We start from the raw sequence: 15,093 nt of genomic DNA on the forward strand, positions 1-15,093 counted from the left end.
TGGCGGGATGCTGTGTCAGTGGGCGGAGACTCCGGCCGCTTTGGCGGCGTCCGTGTCCGCGACGACAGTACCGCCGCCCTCGCGCACACTCAGTGCCCCCGTCATGATGGCGACGACCTCGGCCATCGAGTAGTCGGACGGCTTGATGAGCGCCTCGCGCCGGCCGAGCCGGTGGACGTGGACACGGTCGGCGATCTCGAAGACGTGCGGCATGTTGTGGCTGATCAGGACCACGGGCATGCCCTTGTCACGGACCCGGCGGATCAGGTCGAGGACCTGTCCGGACTCCTTGACGCCCAGTGCGGCCGTCGGCTCGTCCATCACGACGACGCTCTTCGCCCAGGCCACGGACCGCGCGACCGCAACGGCCTGGCGCTGGCCGCCGGAGAGGGTCTCCACCGGCTGGGTCAGGGACCGCAGGCCGATCTTGAGGTCGGCCATGTGGGCCGCGGCCTCCTGCCGCATCCGCTTCTTGTCGAGCATGCGCAGCGCGCTGCCGAGGAATCCGGGCCGGCGCAGCTCGCGTCCGAGGAACATGTTGGAGGCGATGTCCATCGACGCGGCGACCGCGAGGTCCTGGTAGACGGTCTCGATGCCGTGCTGCCGGGCACTCTGCGGGCCGGTGAACCGGATGGGCTCGCCGTTCAGCCGTATCTCCCCCTCATCCGGGACGAGGGCGCCGGTGAGCGCCTTGATCAGGCTGGTCTTCCCGGCGCCGTTGTCGCCGATGACGGCGAGGACCTCGCCGGGCAGCAGGTCGAAGTCGGCGCCGTCGATGGCGGTGACATGGCCGTACCGCTTGACCAGGCCGCGGGCCTGGAGCACGGGGGTGGTCGTGTTCATCGGGCCTTCTTCCGGGAGATCTGGTCGACGGTCACGGCCAGGATCACCAGCGCGCCGGTGATCAGGGTCTGGTAGATCGAGGCGACGCCCATCAGCTGGAGACCGTTGCGGAACACGCCGACGATGAGGACGCCGATGAAGGTGCCGAGGACGGCGCCGCGTCCGCCGAAGAGGCTGGTGCCGCCGAGTACGACGGCGGTGATGCTGTCCAGGTTGTCGGTCTGCCCGGCCTGCGGGTCGCCGACGCCGGTGCGCGAGATCAGCAGCAGGGCGGCGATCCCGTAGACGAGTCCGGCCAGGGTGTAGATGCCGACGGTCAGCCGGGAGGTGCGGATGCCGTTGAGGCGGGCGGCCTCGGGGCTGTTGCCGAGCGCGTACACGTGCCGGCCCCAGGACGTGCTGCTCAGCGCGTAGGCGAAGAGCAGGAACAGGGCGATGGTCACGAGCGAGCCGTACGTGATGTCGGTGTTCCCCAGCGGGAACGTCTCGCCGAGCGCGGTGAGCGGGGCGGGCAGGTTGGTGACCGTCTGCTCGGCCGAGTAGATGTGGGTCAGGGCGAACGCCACGTTCAGCATGCCGAGGGTGACGATGAACGGCGGCAGCGGGATCAGTTGCACCAGCAAGCCGTTGACCAGGCCGAAGCCTCCGCAGACGACCAGGCCGAGGGCGATGGCGGCGAGGGGGGAGAGGGAGCCCTCCGCGGCCATCTTGGCGATGACGATGCTGCCGAACGCCATCACGGCGCCGCACGAGAGGTCGATCCCGGCCGTCAGGATGATCAGGGTCTGCCCGATGGCGAGCGTGCCCACGACCATGACCTGCTGAACGATCAGGGAGAAGTTCCCGCCGGTGAGGAACTGCTCGGTGGAGAGGGAGAAGAAGAGGCAGGCCAGCACGAGCGCCGCGAGCGGCCCGGCGGTGGGCGCCGTGAGCACCCTGCGGACGGCGGTCGGCCCCTTGAGCTGGTCGTAAGCGGTGGGCGTGGGCGGGGTGGCGGTGGACGTGGCAGTCATCGTGATCCTTGCCAGTGGGTGGGTACGGGGGCGGACCGGTCGGGCGGGTGCCGGGGCCGGGCCGGTCCCGGGGCGGGGTCCGGGCTCGTCCCGGCGGGGCGGCCTCACTCGGCGTGCGCCCCGCCGGGGGCGGTGGTCGGCCGGATCCGTGCGGTCCCGCCGCCGCGCGCCGCCGGCCCTCGGTCCCCCGGCCCGACCGGGGCCGGTCCGGGTGGGGTCGGGCGGGTCCGGGCGGGTCCGGGCGGGTCCGCGGTCCTGTCGAGGTCCGGAAGTCCGGGGGTCCGGCCGGCTCGGAGCCCCGGGCCGACGGCGGTGCCGGGGCTAGCCCCAGCAGTTCTCCAGGCCGAACGCCGTGTCCTTCGCGTCGACTCCCGTCTGCGGCTTGTCCGTCACGAGCGTGACGCCGGTGTCGGTGTAGCCGGACGCCTTCTTCCCGTCCTTGGCGAAGTCGGCCACGGCCTGGACGCCCTGGGCCGCCATCCTCAGCGGGTACTGCTGCGACGTCGCCGCGATCTTCCCCTCCTTGACCGCCCGCGTCCCCGTACAGCCGCCGTCGACCGAGACGACCAGCACCTTCTTCTCCAGCCCCTTCGCCTTGAGCGCCGTGTACGCGCCGAGTGCGGCCGGTTCGTTGATCGTGTAGACGACGTTGACGTCGGGCGCCTTCTGCAGGCAGTTCTCCATGGCCGTCTGGCCCTTGGCCTGGTCGCCGCCCGTGTCCTGGGCGCACACGACGGCCGGGTCGCCCTCGGCGACGCCGAAGCCCTTGAGGAAGCCGTTGTGCCGCTGGACGCCCACGGCCACGCCGGGCGCCAGGTCCAGCATCGCGATCTTCGCCGGCTTGCCCGCCATCGCCGCCTTGGCGTACGCGCCGATCAGCTCGCCGGCCTTGAGGTTGTCGGTGGCGAAGAGGGCGTCCGTGGCGTCCTGCGGCTCGGTCGGGCTGTCCAGCGCGATCACCAGGATGCCCTTGGCACGCGCCTTCTCCAGCGCGGGGACGATCGCCTTCGAGTCGTTCGGCGTGATGAGGATGCCCTTCACGCCGGAGGCCACCATGTTCTCCACGGCGGTGACCTGGCCCGCGTTGTCCCCGTCGAACTTGCCCGCCGCGCTGACCAGTTCGACGCCGCTCTTCTTCGCCGCCTGCTCCGCGCCCTCCTTCATCTTCACGAAGAACGGGTTGGTGTCCGTCTTGGTGATCAGGCCGACTTTCACCTGACCGCCGCCTCCGCCCTGGGCGCCGGAACCCGAGCCGCAGGCCGTCAGGGACAGGGCCGCGACGGCGGCGCAGGCGGTCACTCGGGCGAGAGCGGAAACGGTGCGAGTGCTGCGGGACATGGGACGACTCCCTGCGAGTTCGGGCGAGCGCGGCCGGAGACCTGTGTCGAGGGCTCGGCGAGCTGCGGTGCTGCGGAGCCCGGGGGCTCCGGAGAGGAGGGACGAACGCGGTTGCTCCGCCGTGTCATCGCTGACTTATGTCATCGTTGACACCGCTTGTCGAGGATGATGGACTCCGCTTCCCGGCAACGTCAATGCCTTGGGACCGTCACAAATCGGCAACGTACGCAGCGGTGCGGACGCCCCGCCCGCTCGAGCGGCGCGGCCCGTCCCCGCGCCCAGGCCCCCGAAGAGAGAAGCAGCCATGCGCCCGCAGCAGGTCACTGTCCTGGGTGAATGCGTCGCCGACGCCTTCACCTCGCCCCCGGCCGACCCGGCCGAACTCTCCCTGCGCGTCCTCCCGGGCGGCGGCCCCGCGAACACGGCCGTCGCCCTCGCCCGCCTCGGCACGCCGGCGCGCTTCCTCACGCGGCTCTCCCAGGACGTCTTCGGCCGCCTCTTCCGCGCCCACCTGGAAGCGTCCGGCGTCGACCTGTCCGGCGCGGTGCGGGCGGCCGAGCCCAGCACCCTGGCGGTCGCCGAACTGGACGACCAGGGCCAGGCGGCGTACTCCTTCCACGCCGAGGGCACCGCGGACTGGCAGTGGACACGCGCCGAGCTGGCGGCGGCAGGCACGGACGGCGCCGCCTGCCTGCACTCCGGTTCCCTGGCGCTGGTGCGGGATCCGGGGGCGCCCGCGGTCGAGGAGTTCCTGACCCGGGCCGCCGCGACGGCGACCGTCTCCGTCGACCCCAACGTACGGCCGCTTCTGGTCCGTCCGGAGGTCTACCGGCAGCGGCTGTCCCGCTGGTGCGCGACCGCCGACATCCTCCGGCTCAGCGAGGAGGACCTGGAGCTGCTGCTGCCGGGCACGGCTCCCGACCGCGCCTGCGACACCTGGCACGCGGCCGGCGTACGGCTGGTCGTCGTGACCCGCGGCTCCCGGGGCGCTCTGGCGTCGCTGGACGGGGAGCGGGTCGCGGTGCCGGCACCGGCCACGCGGGTCGTCGACACCGTGGGCGCGGGCGACTCGTTCACGGCGGGGTTCCTCCACCACCTCGGCTCCCGCGGGCTGCTCGGCGGACGGCTCGACGGCCTGCGCGTCGAGGATGTCGCGGACGCGTGCGCCTTCGCCGTCCGCGTCGCCGCCCTGACCTGCGCCGTCGCGGGTCCCAACCCCCCGTGGAGCCACCAGCTGACGCCGGTCGCCGCCGTCGCCTCCGAGTGAACGCGTATACGTTCGCGGCCGGTTCGCCCGCCCGGTCTCCGCGCGTTCCCGCCGGATCAATTCCGTCCGGACCGTTGACTCACCTGTGACGACGTGCACATCATCGGGCCCAGCCGATGTCATCGCTGACACATGTCAGCGATGACACCCGTGTTGCCGGACCGTTGCCATCGCGGTCCGGCCACGGGATCCCCCGACTCGGCGGGCCTTCCCCGCACCGCGGCGCACCCCCATCGCCTCGCATCGCGGCGCTCCGTGCCCCGGACGGTCCGCACCACAGGAGACACCATGAGCTCTGGACGTGTTGTCCGGCGTGCCCCCGTGCGGCTGCTCGCCGCCGTGGCCACCGTTTGTGCCCTTACCTCGACCGCCGTCGCACCGCAGTCCTTCGCCGCCGACCGCCCGCCGTTCACCGAGCCCCACCGGCCCCAGTTCCACTTCAGCCCCGCGAAGAACTGGATGAACGACCCCAACGGACTGGTGTACTTCAAGGGCGAATACCACCTCTTCTACCAGTACAACCCGAGCGGCAACACCTGGGGCAACATGTCCTGGGGCCACGCCGTCAGCAAGGACCTGGTGCACTGGGAGGAGCTCCCGCTCGCCATCCCGCACGACGACGAGGAGATGGTCTTCTCCGGCAGCGCCGTCGTCGACCGGGACAACACCTCGGGATTCGGCACCCGCGAGAACCCCGCCATGGTCGCCGTGTACACCAGCGCCTACAAGGACGGCGGCAAGCAGGCCCAGTCGCTGGCGTACAGCACCGACCGCGGCCGCACCTGGACGAAGTACGCGGGGAACCCGGTGCTCGACATCGGGTCGAAGGAGTTCCGCGATCCCAAGGTCCAGTGGCACGCGCCGACCAGGAGCTGGTTGATGACCGTGTCCCTGTCCACCGAGCACAAGGTGCGGTTCTACTCCTCCAGGGATCTCAAGCACTGGACGCATCTCAGCGACTTCGGCCCGCAGGGCGCGGTGGGCGGCGTGTGGGAGTGCCCGGACCTGTTCCCGCTGCCCGTCGACGGCGACCCCGACCGGGTCAAGTGGGTCCTCGTCGTCAACATCAACCCCGGTGGCATCGCCGGAGGTTCGGCCGCGCAGTACTTCGTGGGCGACTTCGACGGCAAGCGGTTCGTCCCCGACGACGACGGTTCCTACACGCCGCCGGCCGGCCTGGTGATGCAGGACTTCGAGCGGTCCGACTACGGTTCGGACCAGGGCAGTTGGGACACGACCGGTACGGCGTTCGGCGCCGGGCCCGAGAAGCTGCCGGAGGACGCGCCGCCGGGCGTCACAGGAGTCGAGGGCAGGGGCTACGTCGACAGCTTCCACGGCGACGACGCCGCCACCGGCACGCTCACCTCACCGGCGTTCACCGTGACCAGCCCGTACGTCAACTTCAAGGTGGGCGGCGGCCGTCATCCGCACGACCCGGACGCCGTCCTGACCGAGGGCCCGGTCGCGCCGCCCGCCGGGACCGTCCTCGCCGACTTCGAGGGCGAGGGATACGGGGACTGGACCGCGGCGGGCGAGGCGTTCGGCGACGGCCCGGCCGCCGGCACGCTGCCCGGCCAGCACCCGGTGTCCGGCCATCTCGGCGACGGGCTGGTGAACACGTTCCTGCGGGGCGACTCGACCACCGGCACACTCACCTCCCCCGACTTCACGATCGACAAGGACTACGTCAACTTCCTGATCGGCGGCGGCAGGCACCCCTCCTCCACCGACGCACCGACCGCGGTGCGCCTGATCGTCGACGGCAAGGTCGTGCGCAGTGCGACCGGAAAGGACTCCGAGGCGCTCAACTGGGCATCGTGGGACGTGCGGGAGCTGGCCGGCCGGACGGCACGCATCGAGATCGTGGACGCCAACACCGGCGGCTGGGGCCACATCAACGTCGACCACATCGTGCTGTCCGACACCCGTGCCCGGCCCCGCTCGACCGAGACCTCCGTCAATCTGCTCGTGGACGGGAAGGTCGTGCAGAGCGCCACCGGCTCGGACAGCGGCGCGCTGGACTGGGCGTCGTTCGACCTGCGCGCCCATGCGGGCAAGCAGGCGAGGATCCAGCTCGTCGACATGAACACCGGCGGATGGGGGCACCTCATCGCCGACCGGTTCGTCGCCGCCGACGAGCCCGCGGTGTCCTCGGTGCGGCGCGCGCAGTGGGTCGACCACGGCAAGGACTACTACGCGGCCGTGTCGTGGGAGGGCGCGCCGGACGGCAGGCGCCACATGATCGGCTGGATGAACAACTGGCAGTACGGCAACCACATCCCCACCTCGCCGTGGCGCAGCGCGCAGAGCATCCCCCGCGAGATGGCACTGCGCACGGTCGACGGAAGAATCCGGCTGACCCAGCGGCCGGTGCGGACGGTCGCGTCGCTGCGCGAAGGGCCCGTGGTGACTGCGCAGGACGTGGACGTCACCGGCGGCTCGGCCCCGCTGGCGGGCGGGCGCGCCGACGGCAAGGCGCTGGACATCGACGCCACGTTCTCCCTGCGGGACGCCGAACGGTTCGGCCTCAAGGTCCGCACCGGCCCCGGCGGCCAGGAGACCGTCATCGGCTATGACGCCGGAACGCAGGAGCTGTACGTCGACCGCACGAGGTCCGGCGCGGTCGACTTCAGCAGCGACTTCCCCGGCGTGCAGCGCGCCCCGCTCAAGGCCAGGGACGGCAAGGTCAGGCTGCGCATCCTCGTCGACTGGTCCTCCGTGGAGGTGTTCGGCGGCCAGGGAGAGGCGGTCATCACGGACCAGATCTTCCCGGACGAGGCCGGAGACGGCGTGGAACTCTTCGCGGAGGGCGGCTCGGCGAGGCTGGACGCGGTGACGGTGCACCGCCTGGGGTCCTACCGGGGCTGATCCGGGCCGGGCGCGCCGCGCGGCACCACGCGCGGCGCGCCGTCCGGGGGGCGGGTGCGGTCCGGCTGGGGGTGCGACCGCCGTGCCCATGCAGCCGCGCCCTGCCGGGCGGGTGGATCCGCCGTGCGCGCCGTGCCCTGCCGGGCGGTGCCAACCGGCCCGGCGGTGGGCGGACGTCGCGCCCGCGGCCCGGTGTGCCCCGGTTCGGCCCGCGTGTGTGGAGCGCGGGCGGTGACGTGCCGGGGCGCTGCGTGCGGTGCGGTGCGGTGTCGGTGCTTGCCCGCCGCCCGGTCTCGTTGCGGCGTCCCGTCCTCACACCTTCTCGGTCTGCGGTTCGGCGGCGGGAGCGGGGCTCCGGGTGTGCAGCACGCCGGCCGTGCAGGCGGCCACCACGCAGAAGGCGACGGGCAGGAAGAAGGTGAGATTGAGCGGGACGAGGTGGGTGAGCGGTCCGATCACGGCGGGCCCGGCGAGCATGCCGAGGTAGCCGAGGCCGGCGACGCGCGAGACGTTGGCGCCCGCGGCGTTCGGGTCGGCGTGGCCCGCGGCGCTGAACAGCTGGGGGATGCACCCGGACAGGCCGGCCCCGAACACGGCCCAGCCCGCCAGGGCGAGCGGCACCCACGGGGACAGTGCCGCGGTGGTGAGACCCAGCGCGGCCACGGCGGCACCGTGGCGGAGGACGGCCACCGGGCCGACCCGGGCCGCCACCCGGTCGGCGAGCAGCCGGCCGACGGTCATGGCGGTGGAGAAGGCGCCGTAGGCGAGGGCCGCGGTCGCGGCCGGAGCGTCCAGGACGTCCCGCAGGTGCAGCACGCTCCAGTCGTTGGCCACGCCTTCGCAGAGCATCAGCATCAGTGCGAGGGCGGCGAGGAACCAGATGCGCCGGGGAGTGCGGCGCCGGGACGGCGCACCGGCCGCCGGCTCCTCCTCGGCGGCGCGCTCGGGCCGCAGCAGTGCGCCGGCGGCCGCCGCAGCCGCGACGAGCCCGAGGACCGCCGCCGCGCCGAGGGTCGCCGCGGGGCTCCAGCCCCAGCTCAGCGTGCGGGCGCCGATCAGCGCAGCGAGGACGCCGCCGATGGAGAAGGTAGCGTGGAAGGCGGACATGACGGGCCGTCCGTAGCCCCGCTCGACCTGGACGGCGTGGGCGTTCATGCTCACGTCGAGGCATCCGTTGCCGAACCCGAGCAGCAGCAGCGCCCCGCCCAGGGTCCAGGCGTTCGTGGCGAGGCCGGGCAGGACGACGGCCGCGCTGCACAGCGCCGCTCCGAGCGGGACCACCGTACGGGCGCCGGCCCGGTCGGTGAGCGGGCCGGCGGCCTGCATCCCCGCGAACGCCCCGAGGCCCAGCAGCAGCAGGAGCCAGCCGAGCACGGCATGGCTGAGGCCCGCCCGGTGCTCGACGGCCGGGATGTGGACCACCCACATGCCCAGCAGGAAGCCGTTCAGGGCGAAGTAGGCGAAGGTGGCCGCACGGCCCTTTCGCAGTGATGTCTCCATGACTCCGAACATATCGAACATGACTTGTGTTCGTAAGCTTGCCTTTCGCGCATCCGTGGTGTTCCATCGGGGCGTGGCGAGTACACCGAGCGCGGAACGACTCCGGCAGATCACCGAGGCCGTGCGCGAGGCCGGCCGTATCGGCGTCGCGGAGCTGGCAGGTCTGACCGGCGCGTCGGAGATGACGATCCGACGCGACCTGGAGCTGCTGGCCGATCAGGGAGTCCTGGAGCGCTACCGAGGCGGCGCGCGCAGCCTCCTGCTGCGCGGCGAGGAGCCTCCGTTCGCGCTGCGGGCGCAGGACGGGCTCGACGCCAAGCGGCGCATCGCCGCCGAAGTCGCCGCACTGATCGCCGACGGCGAGTCCGTCGTCCTCGACAGCGGCACCACCTGCCTGGAGGTGGCGCGCGCCCTCGAGCACCGCCGGCTGACCGTGATGCCTCTGTCCCTGCACGCGGTGAACGCCCTGACCGGCGCCCCGCGGCTGACCCTGCTCGTCCCCGGCGGCCGCCCACGGCCCGGCGAGCTCGCGCTGACCGGGCCCCTGACCTTGGCGTCGCTGTCCGCGCTGCGCTTCGACACGGCGGTCGTCGGCTGCTGCGGACTGAACGCGGAGAACGGCCTGACCGCGTACGACCTCGACGACGCGGCCGTCAAGCGCACCGCGATCGCGTCGGCCCGCCGGGTGGTCGCCGTGGCGGACGCCGCCAAGCTCTCCCGTACGGCCCTCGCCTTCGTCGCGCCCGCTTCCGCGCTGCACGCCGTCGTCACCGACGCGGCCGCCCCGCAGGAGGAGATCGACGCGCTGACCGCGGTGGGCGCGACGGTACGGAGCGTCTGACCGGCCCGGCCCTGCGCCCTGTGGCGTGACAATGGGGTGAGGGACACGCCTTCCGTCACCAAGAGGCCGGAGCCGACATGCCCTACACAGCCGTGACCGCCCTCAGCCATGCGGGCCTGATCCGCGACCACAACGAGGACAGCCTGGTCATCGGCCCGTGGACGCTGTGCGGGACGGTCACCGAGAACCCGCAGACCCTGCTGTTCCCCCTCGGCACGCCACTCGTCGTCGCGGTCGCCGACGGACTCGGCGGGCAGCCGGGCGGCGAGGTGGCCAGCGCGCTGGTCGTCCGCCGCCTCGCCTCGCTCGGCCCCTCCCTGGACGGCGAGGAGGCCGTCCGTGATGCCGTGGAGCTGTGCAACCACGAGGTGTTCTCGGCGGCCGACTCCGAGCCGGAGCTCGTCACCATGGGGACCACCGTCGCCGGCGCCGTGCTGCTGGCCGAGTCACTGCTGACGTTCAACGTCGGCGACAGCAAGGTGTACGACGCGACGGGCGACGGGCTGCGCCAGGTGAGCGTGGACGACAGCCCGCCGCCGCCACCGGGCCGGCGCACCACGTCGGTGGTGACCCAGACGCTCGGCGGCACGCCCGTGTTCCGAGCCGTCACGCCCCACGTCACGGCCTCCGCGCTGGCCGGCGGCGACCGCTACCTGGTGTGCAGCGACGGGCTGACCGACCCGGTGCCGGACGAGACGATCGGCGACGTGCTGCGGGTGCACGACGACGGCCGGGCGGCCTTCGAACTCTGGAAGGCGGCCATCGAGGCCGGCGGCCCCGACAACATCACGCTCGCGCTCGTACGCGTCAGCGCGTGAGACGACCGGCCGAGGCGTGCTCCGGTACGACGAGGCAAGGATCGCGGATCAGTGTGCGCTCGTCAGCTCCTGCGCCTGGGTACGACGGGTGGCCAGTCGGTCCAGGTGGGCCACGACGTGGGCGTGGAAACGGTCCACTGCCTCGTCGACGCTGCGGATGAATCCGGACTCGGCGTTGCCGCGGCCACTGCTCTGTGCCGCCGCCCGAAGCCCGGCGGCCTCCCCCCACCGCCCGTCGCTCCCGAAGGCCGACGTCGATCAGACCGTCGTGGGCTGTCCGTTCGTCACGACCGCGCCGGGGATCTGTCTGCCGTGGCGGGGTGTTCGTCTCCCGTGCCGTGGAAGCGGGGCGTGTGGACGCCTCCGGGCTCGTCGTGAGTCGCTGGGCGCCTGCCGCGTCCGGGGCACCCCTCCCGGCTGGCTAGGCTTACTGTGCCCCGACTCCTTCACCGATTCTCCTTGCGGAGGCCGAGGGCGGCTCGCGACAGGTCCGGAGTGAGGTTTTGGTGCAGCAGGTGCTGGTGGCTGATCGATACCGGTTGGATGCCCGCATTGGGCAGGGCGGCATGGGGGAGGTCTGGCGGGGCTCCGACGAGGTGCTCGGCCGGCCCGTGGCCGTCAAGCTGCTCCTCGGGGATCACGCCGATCCCCAGGCGGCCGCCCGGTTCCGCATGGAGGCGCAGACCGCAGCGCGGCTCAACCACCCAGGCGTCGTCTCGGTGTTCGACTTCGGGACGTGGGACGGCCGCTTCTACCTGGTGATGGAGCTTGTCGAGGGCCGGAGCCTGGCCGAGGAACTGACCGACAGCGGGCCGCTGACGCCGGAGCGGGTCGCCGCCGTCGCCGCCCAGGCCGCGGCAGGGCTCGCATCGGCCCACCGGCAGGGCATAGTCCACCGGGACATCAAGCCGGGCAACCTGCTCTCCGACACCGAAGGCGCCGTGAAGATCGGCGACTTCGGCATCGCCCGTTTCGTCGACGACCCGTCGGCCGCGCTGACCACCGCGGGCCAGATCGTCGGTACGAGCCTGTACCTCGCCCCCGAGCGCGCCCTGGGCCGCACCGCCGAGCCCGCGTCGGACGTGTACTCCCTCGGCTGCGTCCTGTACCAACTGCTCACCGGCCGGCCTCCGTTCAAGGCCGACACCGCCACCGCGACGCTCTACCTGCACATCGACGCGGCGCCCCTGCCGCCGCTGGAGCTCGGCATCGGGCTGTCGCCCGCGTTCCAGAACTACCTGCTCGTCATGCTGGCGAAGCAGCCGGAGGAACGGCCGACCGCGGACGAGGTCGCCGCCTGGTTCGCCGCCGGCGCCTGGCAGGGGCGCTCCGAGCCCATGCCCACGCCGCAGCCCGTGCAGGCACGGCCCGTCCCGCCGCAGCCCGCCCGGCCCGTCGGCGCGGCGGCCGCCGCCCCTGGTCCCGTCGGCTCGGCACCCGGCCCGGCGACCACGTACATGCTGCCCGGGGCCCCGGCGTCCGGCACGCGCCCCGCTCTGCGGGCGTTCGCCCGGCGCCGCCCGAGGGTGACCGCGATAGTGGCCGGAGCCCTTGCCTTCGCCACCGCCCTGCTGATCGGGATGGCGGTGTTCGCGCCCGAGGACAGCCCGGCGGAGACACCGGTGACCGGCGAGCCCGCGGTCACCGAGTCCCTCACCGGCGGCGCGGACGGCGCCCCCGCCGAGAGCCCCGAGAGCCCTGTCGTGGAGAGCCCCTCCGCCGAACAGCCGGCCGAACAGCCGGCCGAGCCGTCGGACGACGCCCAGAAGCCAAAGGACGCCGGCGACGACGCGAAGAGTCCCGGCGGAAAGGGCGAGAACGACGGCAGGAAGCACGACGAGGACGACTGACGCACCCTCAGAGGCGGTCTACGAGGCCATCTCTGCCCGCTGACGGATCGGTGCCCGCGGCGGCGAGCCGCGCGTCCCGGTCCCCAGCGCCAGGCCCGCGCCGAGCGCCGACACTCCCGCGAGGACCGCGAACAGCCCCTCGTAGCCGCCGAACGCACCCGCCAGCGCGGTTCCCGCGAAGGGCGCCAGCGCGCCGGCCACGGCGACCGGGGCGGCGAGCAGCGCCGACCGGTGGGCGTAACGGGCCGCACCCCAGCGGTCGGTGACCGCGGTGGCCTGGAGCAGCGTCAGATTGCCGCGGACCGTGCCCGCCGCGACGGCGATGGCCACGAGCAGCGGATACGGCCCGGGGACCAGCGCGAACGCGGCGGTCGTGGCACCGCCCGCCGCGATGTACGCGGCCGTCCGGGCCCGGGCGCCCGTGCGTCGCGCGACGGCCCTGTACAGCGTGCGGCCGAGCGTCTGGCCCACGCCGCCGAGGCCGAGGGCCAAAGCGGCGGCCGTGGTGGAGACACCCCGTTCGGTGAGGAGCGGGATGAGGGCGACGACCACGCAGTGCATCGCGAACCCGGACAGCGTGAACGCGGCGGCCAGCAGCAGGAAGGGGCGGCTCCTCGTCACCGCGCCCGGGGTGCGGTCCGGTGCGTCGTGCGGGGGACGGACCGCCTCCTCGGGGGCGGGCGGCCAGGGCCCCCGGAGTGCGAGGGCATGGGCGGGGACGGTGACGGCGGCCAGGACTGCGGCGAGTACGGCGTAGGTGGCGCGCCAGGAGAGGTGCTCGGCGAGTACGGCGGTCACGGGGGCGAAGACCGTGGAGGCGAGGCCGCCCGCGAGGGTGACGACCGTCAGGGCCCGTACGCGCTCCGCGCCCCACCAGCGCGTGAGCGCCGCGAAGGCGGGCTGGTAGAAGGTGGCGGCCATCGCCACGCCGACCAGCAGCCAGCCCGCCGTGAATCCGGCGAGGCCGGGGGCGCAGGCGACCACGAGCAGACCCGCGACCGCCAGGACGGAGCCGCCGGTCATCACCGCGCGGGGGCCGCGGGCGTCGAGGACGCGGCCGATGGGCACGCCGGCGACGGCCGACACGAGCAGGGCGGCGGAGAAGGCCGCCGTGGTGGCGGCCGGTGACCAGCCGGTGTCAGTGGTGATGGCCGAGTTGAGGACGGGGAAGGCGTAGTAGAGGACGCCCCAGCCGGTGATCTGGGTGGCGCAGAGGGCCGGGAGGGCGGCGCGCGGCCTCGTCCGGTCCCCCGTCCCGGTCGAGGCGGCGCGCGGGCGGATCCGGTTCACGGCGGTCAGCAGCCGTCCGAGGCGGTGCGGGCCTCCGCGGCCGATGCGCCGATCCGGAGCGTGGCGGGGGCGCCGCAGCAGCCGCCGGCAGCACCGGAGTCCCCGGCTCCCCCTGCTGCCTCGACTGCCTCGGGCTCGTCGAACAGCCCCGCGCCGCCGCACACGCCGGTCTCCGGGAGGGTCAGTTCGACGCGCTCGGCCGCGGCCGTGTCCCCGGCGAGGGCGGCGGCGATCGAGCGGGTCTGCTCGTACCCGGTCATCGCCAGGAAGGTCGGGGCGCGGCCGTAGGACTTCATGCCGACCAGGTAGACGTCCTGCTCGGGGTGGGAGAGCTCGCGCACGCCGTGGGGGTAGACGGTGCCGCAGGAGTGGACGTTGGGGTCGATCAGCGGCGCCAGTTCGACGGGGGCCTGGAGGCGCTCGTCGAGGCCGAGGCGGAGCTCGGAGAGGAAGGAGAGGTCGGGGCGGAAGCCCGTGAGGACCACGACTTCGTCGACCGGCTCGGTGCGGCCGCCGTCGTCGGAGACCAGGACGAGGCGCCCGTCGCCCTGCCGCTCGACGGCGGCGGTGCGGAAGCCGGTGACGGCGGAGGCGTACCCGGCGTCGACCGCCGCCTTGGCGGCCAGGCCCAGCGCCCCGCGGGCGGGGAGCTGGTCGGCCTCGCCGCCGCCGAAGGTGGATCCGCTGATGCCCCGGCGCAGTACCCACACCGCGTGCGTGCCCGCGTCCTCCTTCGCCAGGGCGGCGAGGGTGGCCAGCGCCGTGAACGCGGAGGCGCCGGAGCCGACGACGGCCGTGCGCCGGCCGGCGTAACGGGCGCGGACGGCCGGGTCCGCGAGGTCGGGGACGCGGTAGGAGATCCGGTCGGCGGCCGCCTTCTCGCCGAGCGCGGGCAGGCCGTCGCCGCCGAGGGGGCCGGGAGTGGTCCAGGTGCCGGAGGCGTCGACGACGGCGCGGACGGTGATCCGCTCCTCGGCGCCGTCGGCGGTGACGAGGTGCACGGTGAAGGGCTGTTCCTCGCGGCCGGAGTCGACGACGCGGTCACGGCCGGCGCGGGCCACACCGGTGACGGTCGTGCCGTACCGGACCCTGTCGCCGAGGACGTCGGCGAGCGGCTGAAGGTACCGCTCGGCCCAGTCGCCGCCGCTCGGGTACGCGGCGTCGTCGGGCCTGACCCAGCCGGTGGGGGCCAGGAGCTTCTCGGCGGCCGGGTCGACGACCTCGGCCCACGGGGAGAACAGCCGCACGTGCGCCCACTCCCGCACCGCGGTGCCCGCGACCGGGCCCGCCTCCAGGACCAGTGGTTCGATACCCCGCTCGATCAGGTGGGCCGCGGCGGCGAGACCGACGGGGCCGGCTCCGACGACGGCGACGGGCAGTTCGGTGGTGGCGGGCGCGTTCATCGGTCCACTCCTCGGTATTTCGACGTTTGTCGATGCCTTGCCCTGCAAGCATCACACCTGCA

11 protein-coding genes are annotated in these 15,093 nt (G+C 73.5%); 5 read left to right on the forward strand and 6 right to left on the reverse strand.

The features are described 5' to 3' along the window. Positions 1-15 precede the first annotated feature (15 nt). From QFZ82_RS19795 to QFZ82_RS19805, 3 genes are all read right to left on the reverse strand, one after another. Entirely contained in the window at positions 16-843 is an 828-nt protein-coding gene (locus QFZ82_RS19795; protein WP_307714435.1) for an ATP-binding cassette domain-containing protein, read from the reverse strand. Further along, a complete protein-coding gene (locus QFZ82_RS19800; RefSeq protein ID WP_307714436.1) occupies positions 840-1,856 on the reverse strand; it encodes an ABC transporter permease in 1,017 nt (338 codons plus the stop codon). Before QFZ82_RS19800 ends, QFZ82_RS19795 begins: the two co-directional genes overlap by 4 nt. Before the next feature lie 321 nt (positions 1,857-2,177). Beyond that, positions 2,178-3,194, reverse strand: a complete 1,017-nt coding sequence (locus tag QFZ82_RS19805; RefSeq protein WP_307714437.1) for a sugar ABC transporter substrate-binding protein — start codon at positions 3,192-3,194, stop codon at positions 2,178-2,180. Between the two features lie 304 nt (positions 3,195-3,498). Between QFZ82_RS19805 and QFZ82_RS19810 the strand changes: the two genes are divergently transcribed. Both QFZ82_RS19810 and QFZ82_RS19815 read left to right on the forward strand, forming a co-directional pair. Beyond that, positions 3,499-4,461 (forward strand): carbohydrate kinase, encoded by a 963-nt coding sequence (locus QFZ82_RS19810; protein WP_307714438.1) that lies wholly within the window; start codon positions 3,499-3,501, stop codon positions 4,459-4,461. A gap of 288 nt (positions 4,462-4,749) precedes the next feature. Next, positions 4,750-7,329 (forward strand): GH32 C-terminal domain-containing protein, encoded by a 2,580-nt coding sequence (locus tag QFZ82_RS19815; protein WP_307714439.1) that lies wholly within the window; start codon positions 4,750-4,752, stop codon positions 7,327-7,329. 312 nt (positions 7,330-7,641) lie between these two features. On the opposite strand, the gene QFZ82_RS19820 is transcribed toward QFZ82_RS19815, so the two are convergent. After that, entirely contained in the window at positions 7,642-8,829 is a 1,188-nt protein-coding gene (locus QFZ82_RS19820) for an MFS transporter (RefSeq protein ID WP_307714440.1), read from the reverse strand. A gap of 73 nt (positions 8,830-8,902) precedes the next feature. Between QFZ82_RS19820 and QFZ82_RS19825 the strand changes: the two genes are divergently transcribed. The 3 genes from QFZ82_RS19825 (at position 8,903) to QFZ82_RS19835 (ending at position 12,338) form a co-directional block, all read left to right on the forward strand. Then, positions 8,903-9,670 (forward strand): DeoR/GlpR family DNA-binding transcription regulator, encoded by a 768-nt coding sequence (locus QFZ82_RS19825; protein WP_307714441.1) that lies wholly within the window; start codon positions 8,903-8,905, stop codon positions 9,668-9,670. Positions 9,671-9,747: 77 nt separating this feature from the next. After that, positions 9,748-10,488 carry a PP2C family serine/threonine-protein phosphatase gene (locus tag QFZ82_RS19830; RefSeq protein ID WP_307714442.1) on the forward strand — a complete coding sequence of 247 codons (741 nt, stop codon included), beginning with the start codon at positions 9,748-9,750 and terminating at the stop codon, positions 10,486-10,488. A gap of 515 nt (positions 10,489-11,003) precedes the next feature. Then, complete coding sequence (locus tag QFZ82_RS19835) at positions 11,004-12,338, forward strand: protein kinase (protein WP_373429429.1); 1,335 nt, start codon at positions 11,004-11,006, stop codon at positions 12,336-12,338. Between the two features lie 18 nt (positions 12,339-12,356). On the opposite strand, the gene QFZ82_RS19840 is transcribed toward QFZ82_RS19835, so the two are convergent. Together QFZ82_RS19840 and QFZ82_RS19845 are read right to left on the reverse strand one after the other, a co-directional pair. Further along, the gene (locus QFZ82_RS19840) at positions 12,357-13,628 is read right to left on the reverse strand and encodes an MFS transporter (protein WP_373429305.1); all 1,272 of its coding nucleotides are present in this window, start codon (positions 13,626-13,628) and stop codon (positions 12,357-12,359) included. A 5-nt stretch (positions 13,629-13,633) separates the two neighbouring features. After that, the gene (locus QFZ82_RS19845; protein ID WP_307714443.1) at positions 13,634-15,031 is read right to left on the reverse strand and encodes an NAD(P)-binding domain-containing protein; all 1,398 of its coding nucleotides are present in this window, start codon (positions 15,029-15,031) and stop codon (positions 13,634-13,636) included. Positions 15,032-15,093: the final 62 nt, after the last annotated feature.

Source organism: Streptomyces sp. V4I23 (assembly GCF_030817975.1).
Lineage (GTDB): Bacteria > Actinomycetota > Actinomycetes > Streptomycetales > Streptomycetaceae > Streptomyces.

Coding starts and splice junctions, on each gene's coding strand:
- QFZ82_RS19795 (WP_307714435.1), bottom strand. CDS start 843: ATGAACACGACCACCCCCGTGCTCCAGGCCCGCGGCCTGGTCAAGCGG.
- QFZ82_RS19800 (WP_307714436.1), bottom strand. CDS start 1,856: ATGACTGCCACGTCCACCGCCACCCCGCCCACGCCCACCGCTTACGAC.
- QFZ82_RS19805 (WP_307714437.1), bottom strand. CDS start 3,194: ATGTCCCGCAGCACTCGCACCGTTTCCGCTCTCGCCCGAGTGACCGCC.
- QFZ82_RS19810 (WP_307714438.1), top strand. CDS start 3,499: ATGCGCCCGCAGCAGGTCACTGTCCTGGGTGAATGCGTCGCCGACGCC.
- QFZ82_RS19815 (WP_307714439.1), top strand. CDS start 4,750: ATGAGCTCTGGACGTGTTGTCCGGCGTGCCCCCGTGCGGCTGCTCGCC.
- QFZ82_RS19820 (WP_307714440.1), bottom strand. CDS start 8,829: ATGGAGACATCACTGCGAAAGGGCCGTGCGGCCACCTTCGCCTACTTC.
- QFZ82_RS19830 (WP_307714442.1), top strand. CDS start 9,748: ATGCCCTACACAGCCGTGACCGCCCTCAGCCATGCGGGCCTGATCCGC.
- QFZ82_RS19845 (WP_307714443.1), bottom strand. CDS start 15,031: ATGAACGCGCCCGCCACCACCGAACTGCCCGTCGCCGTCGTCGGAGCC.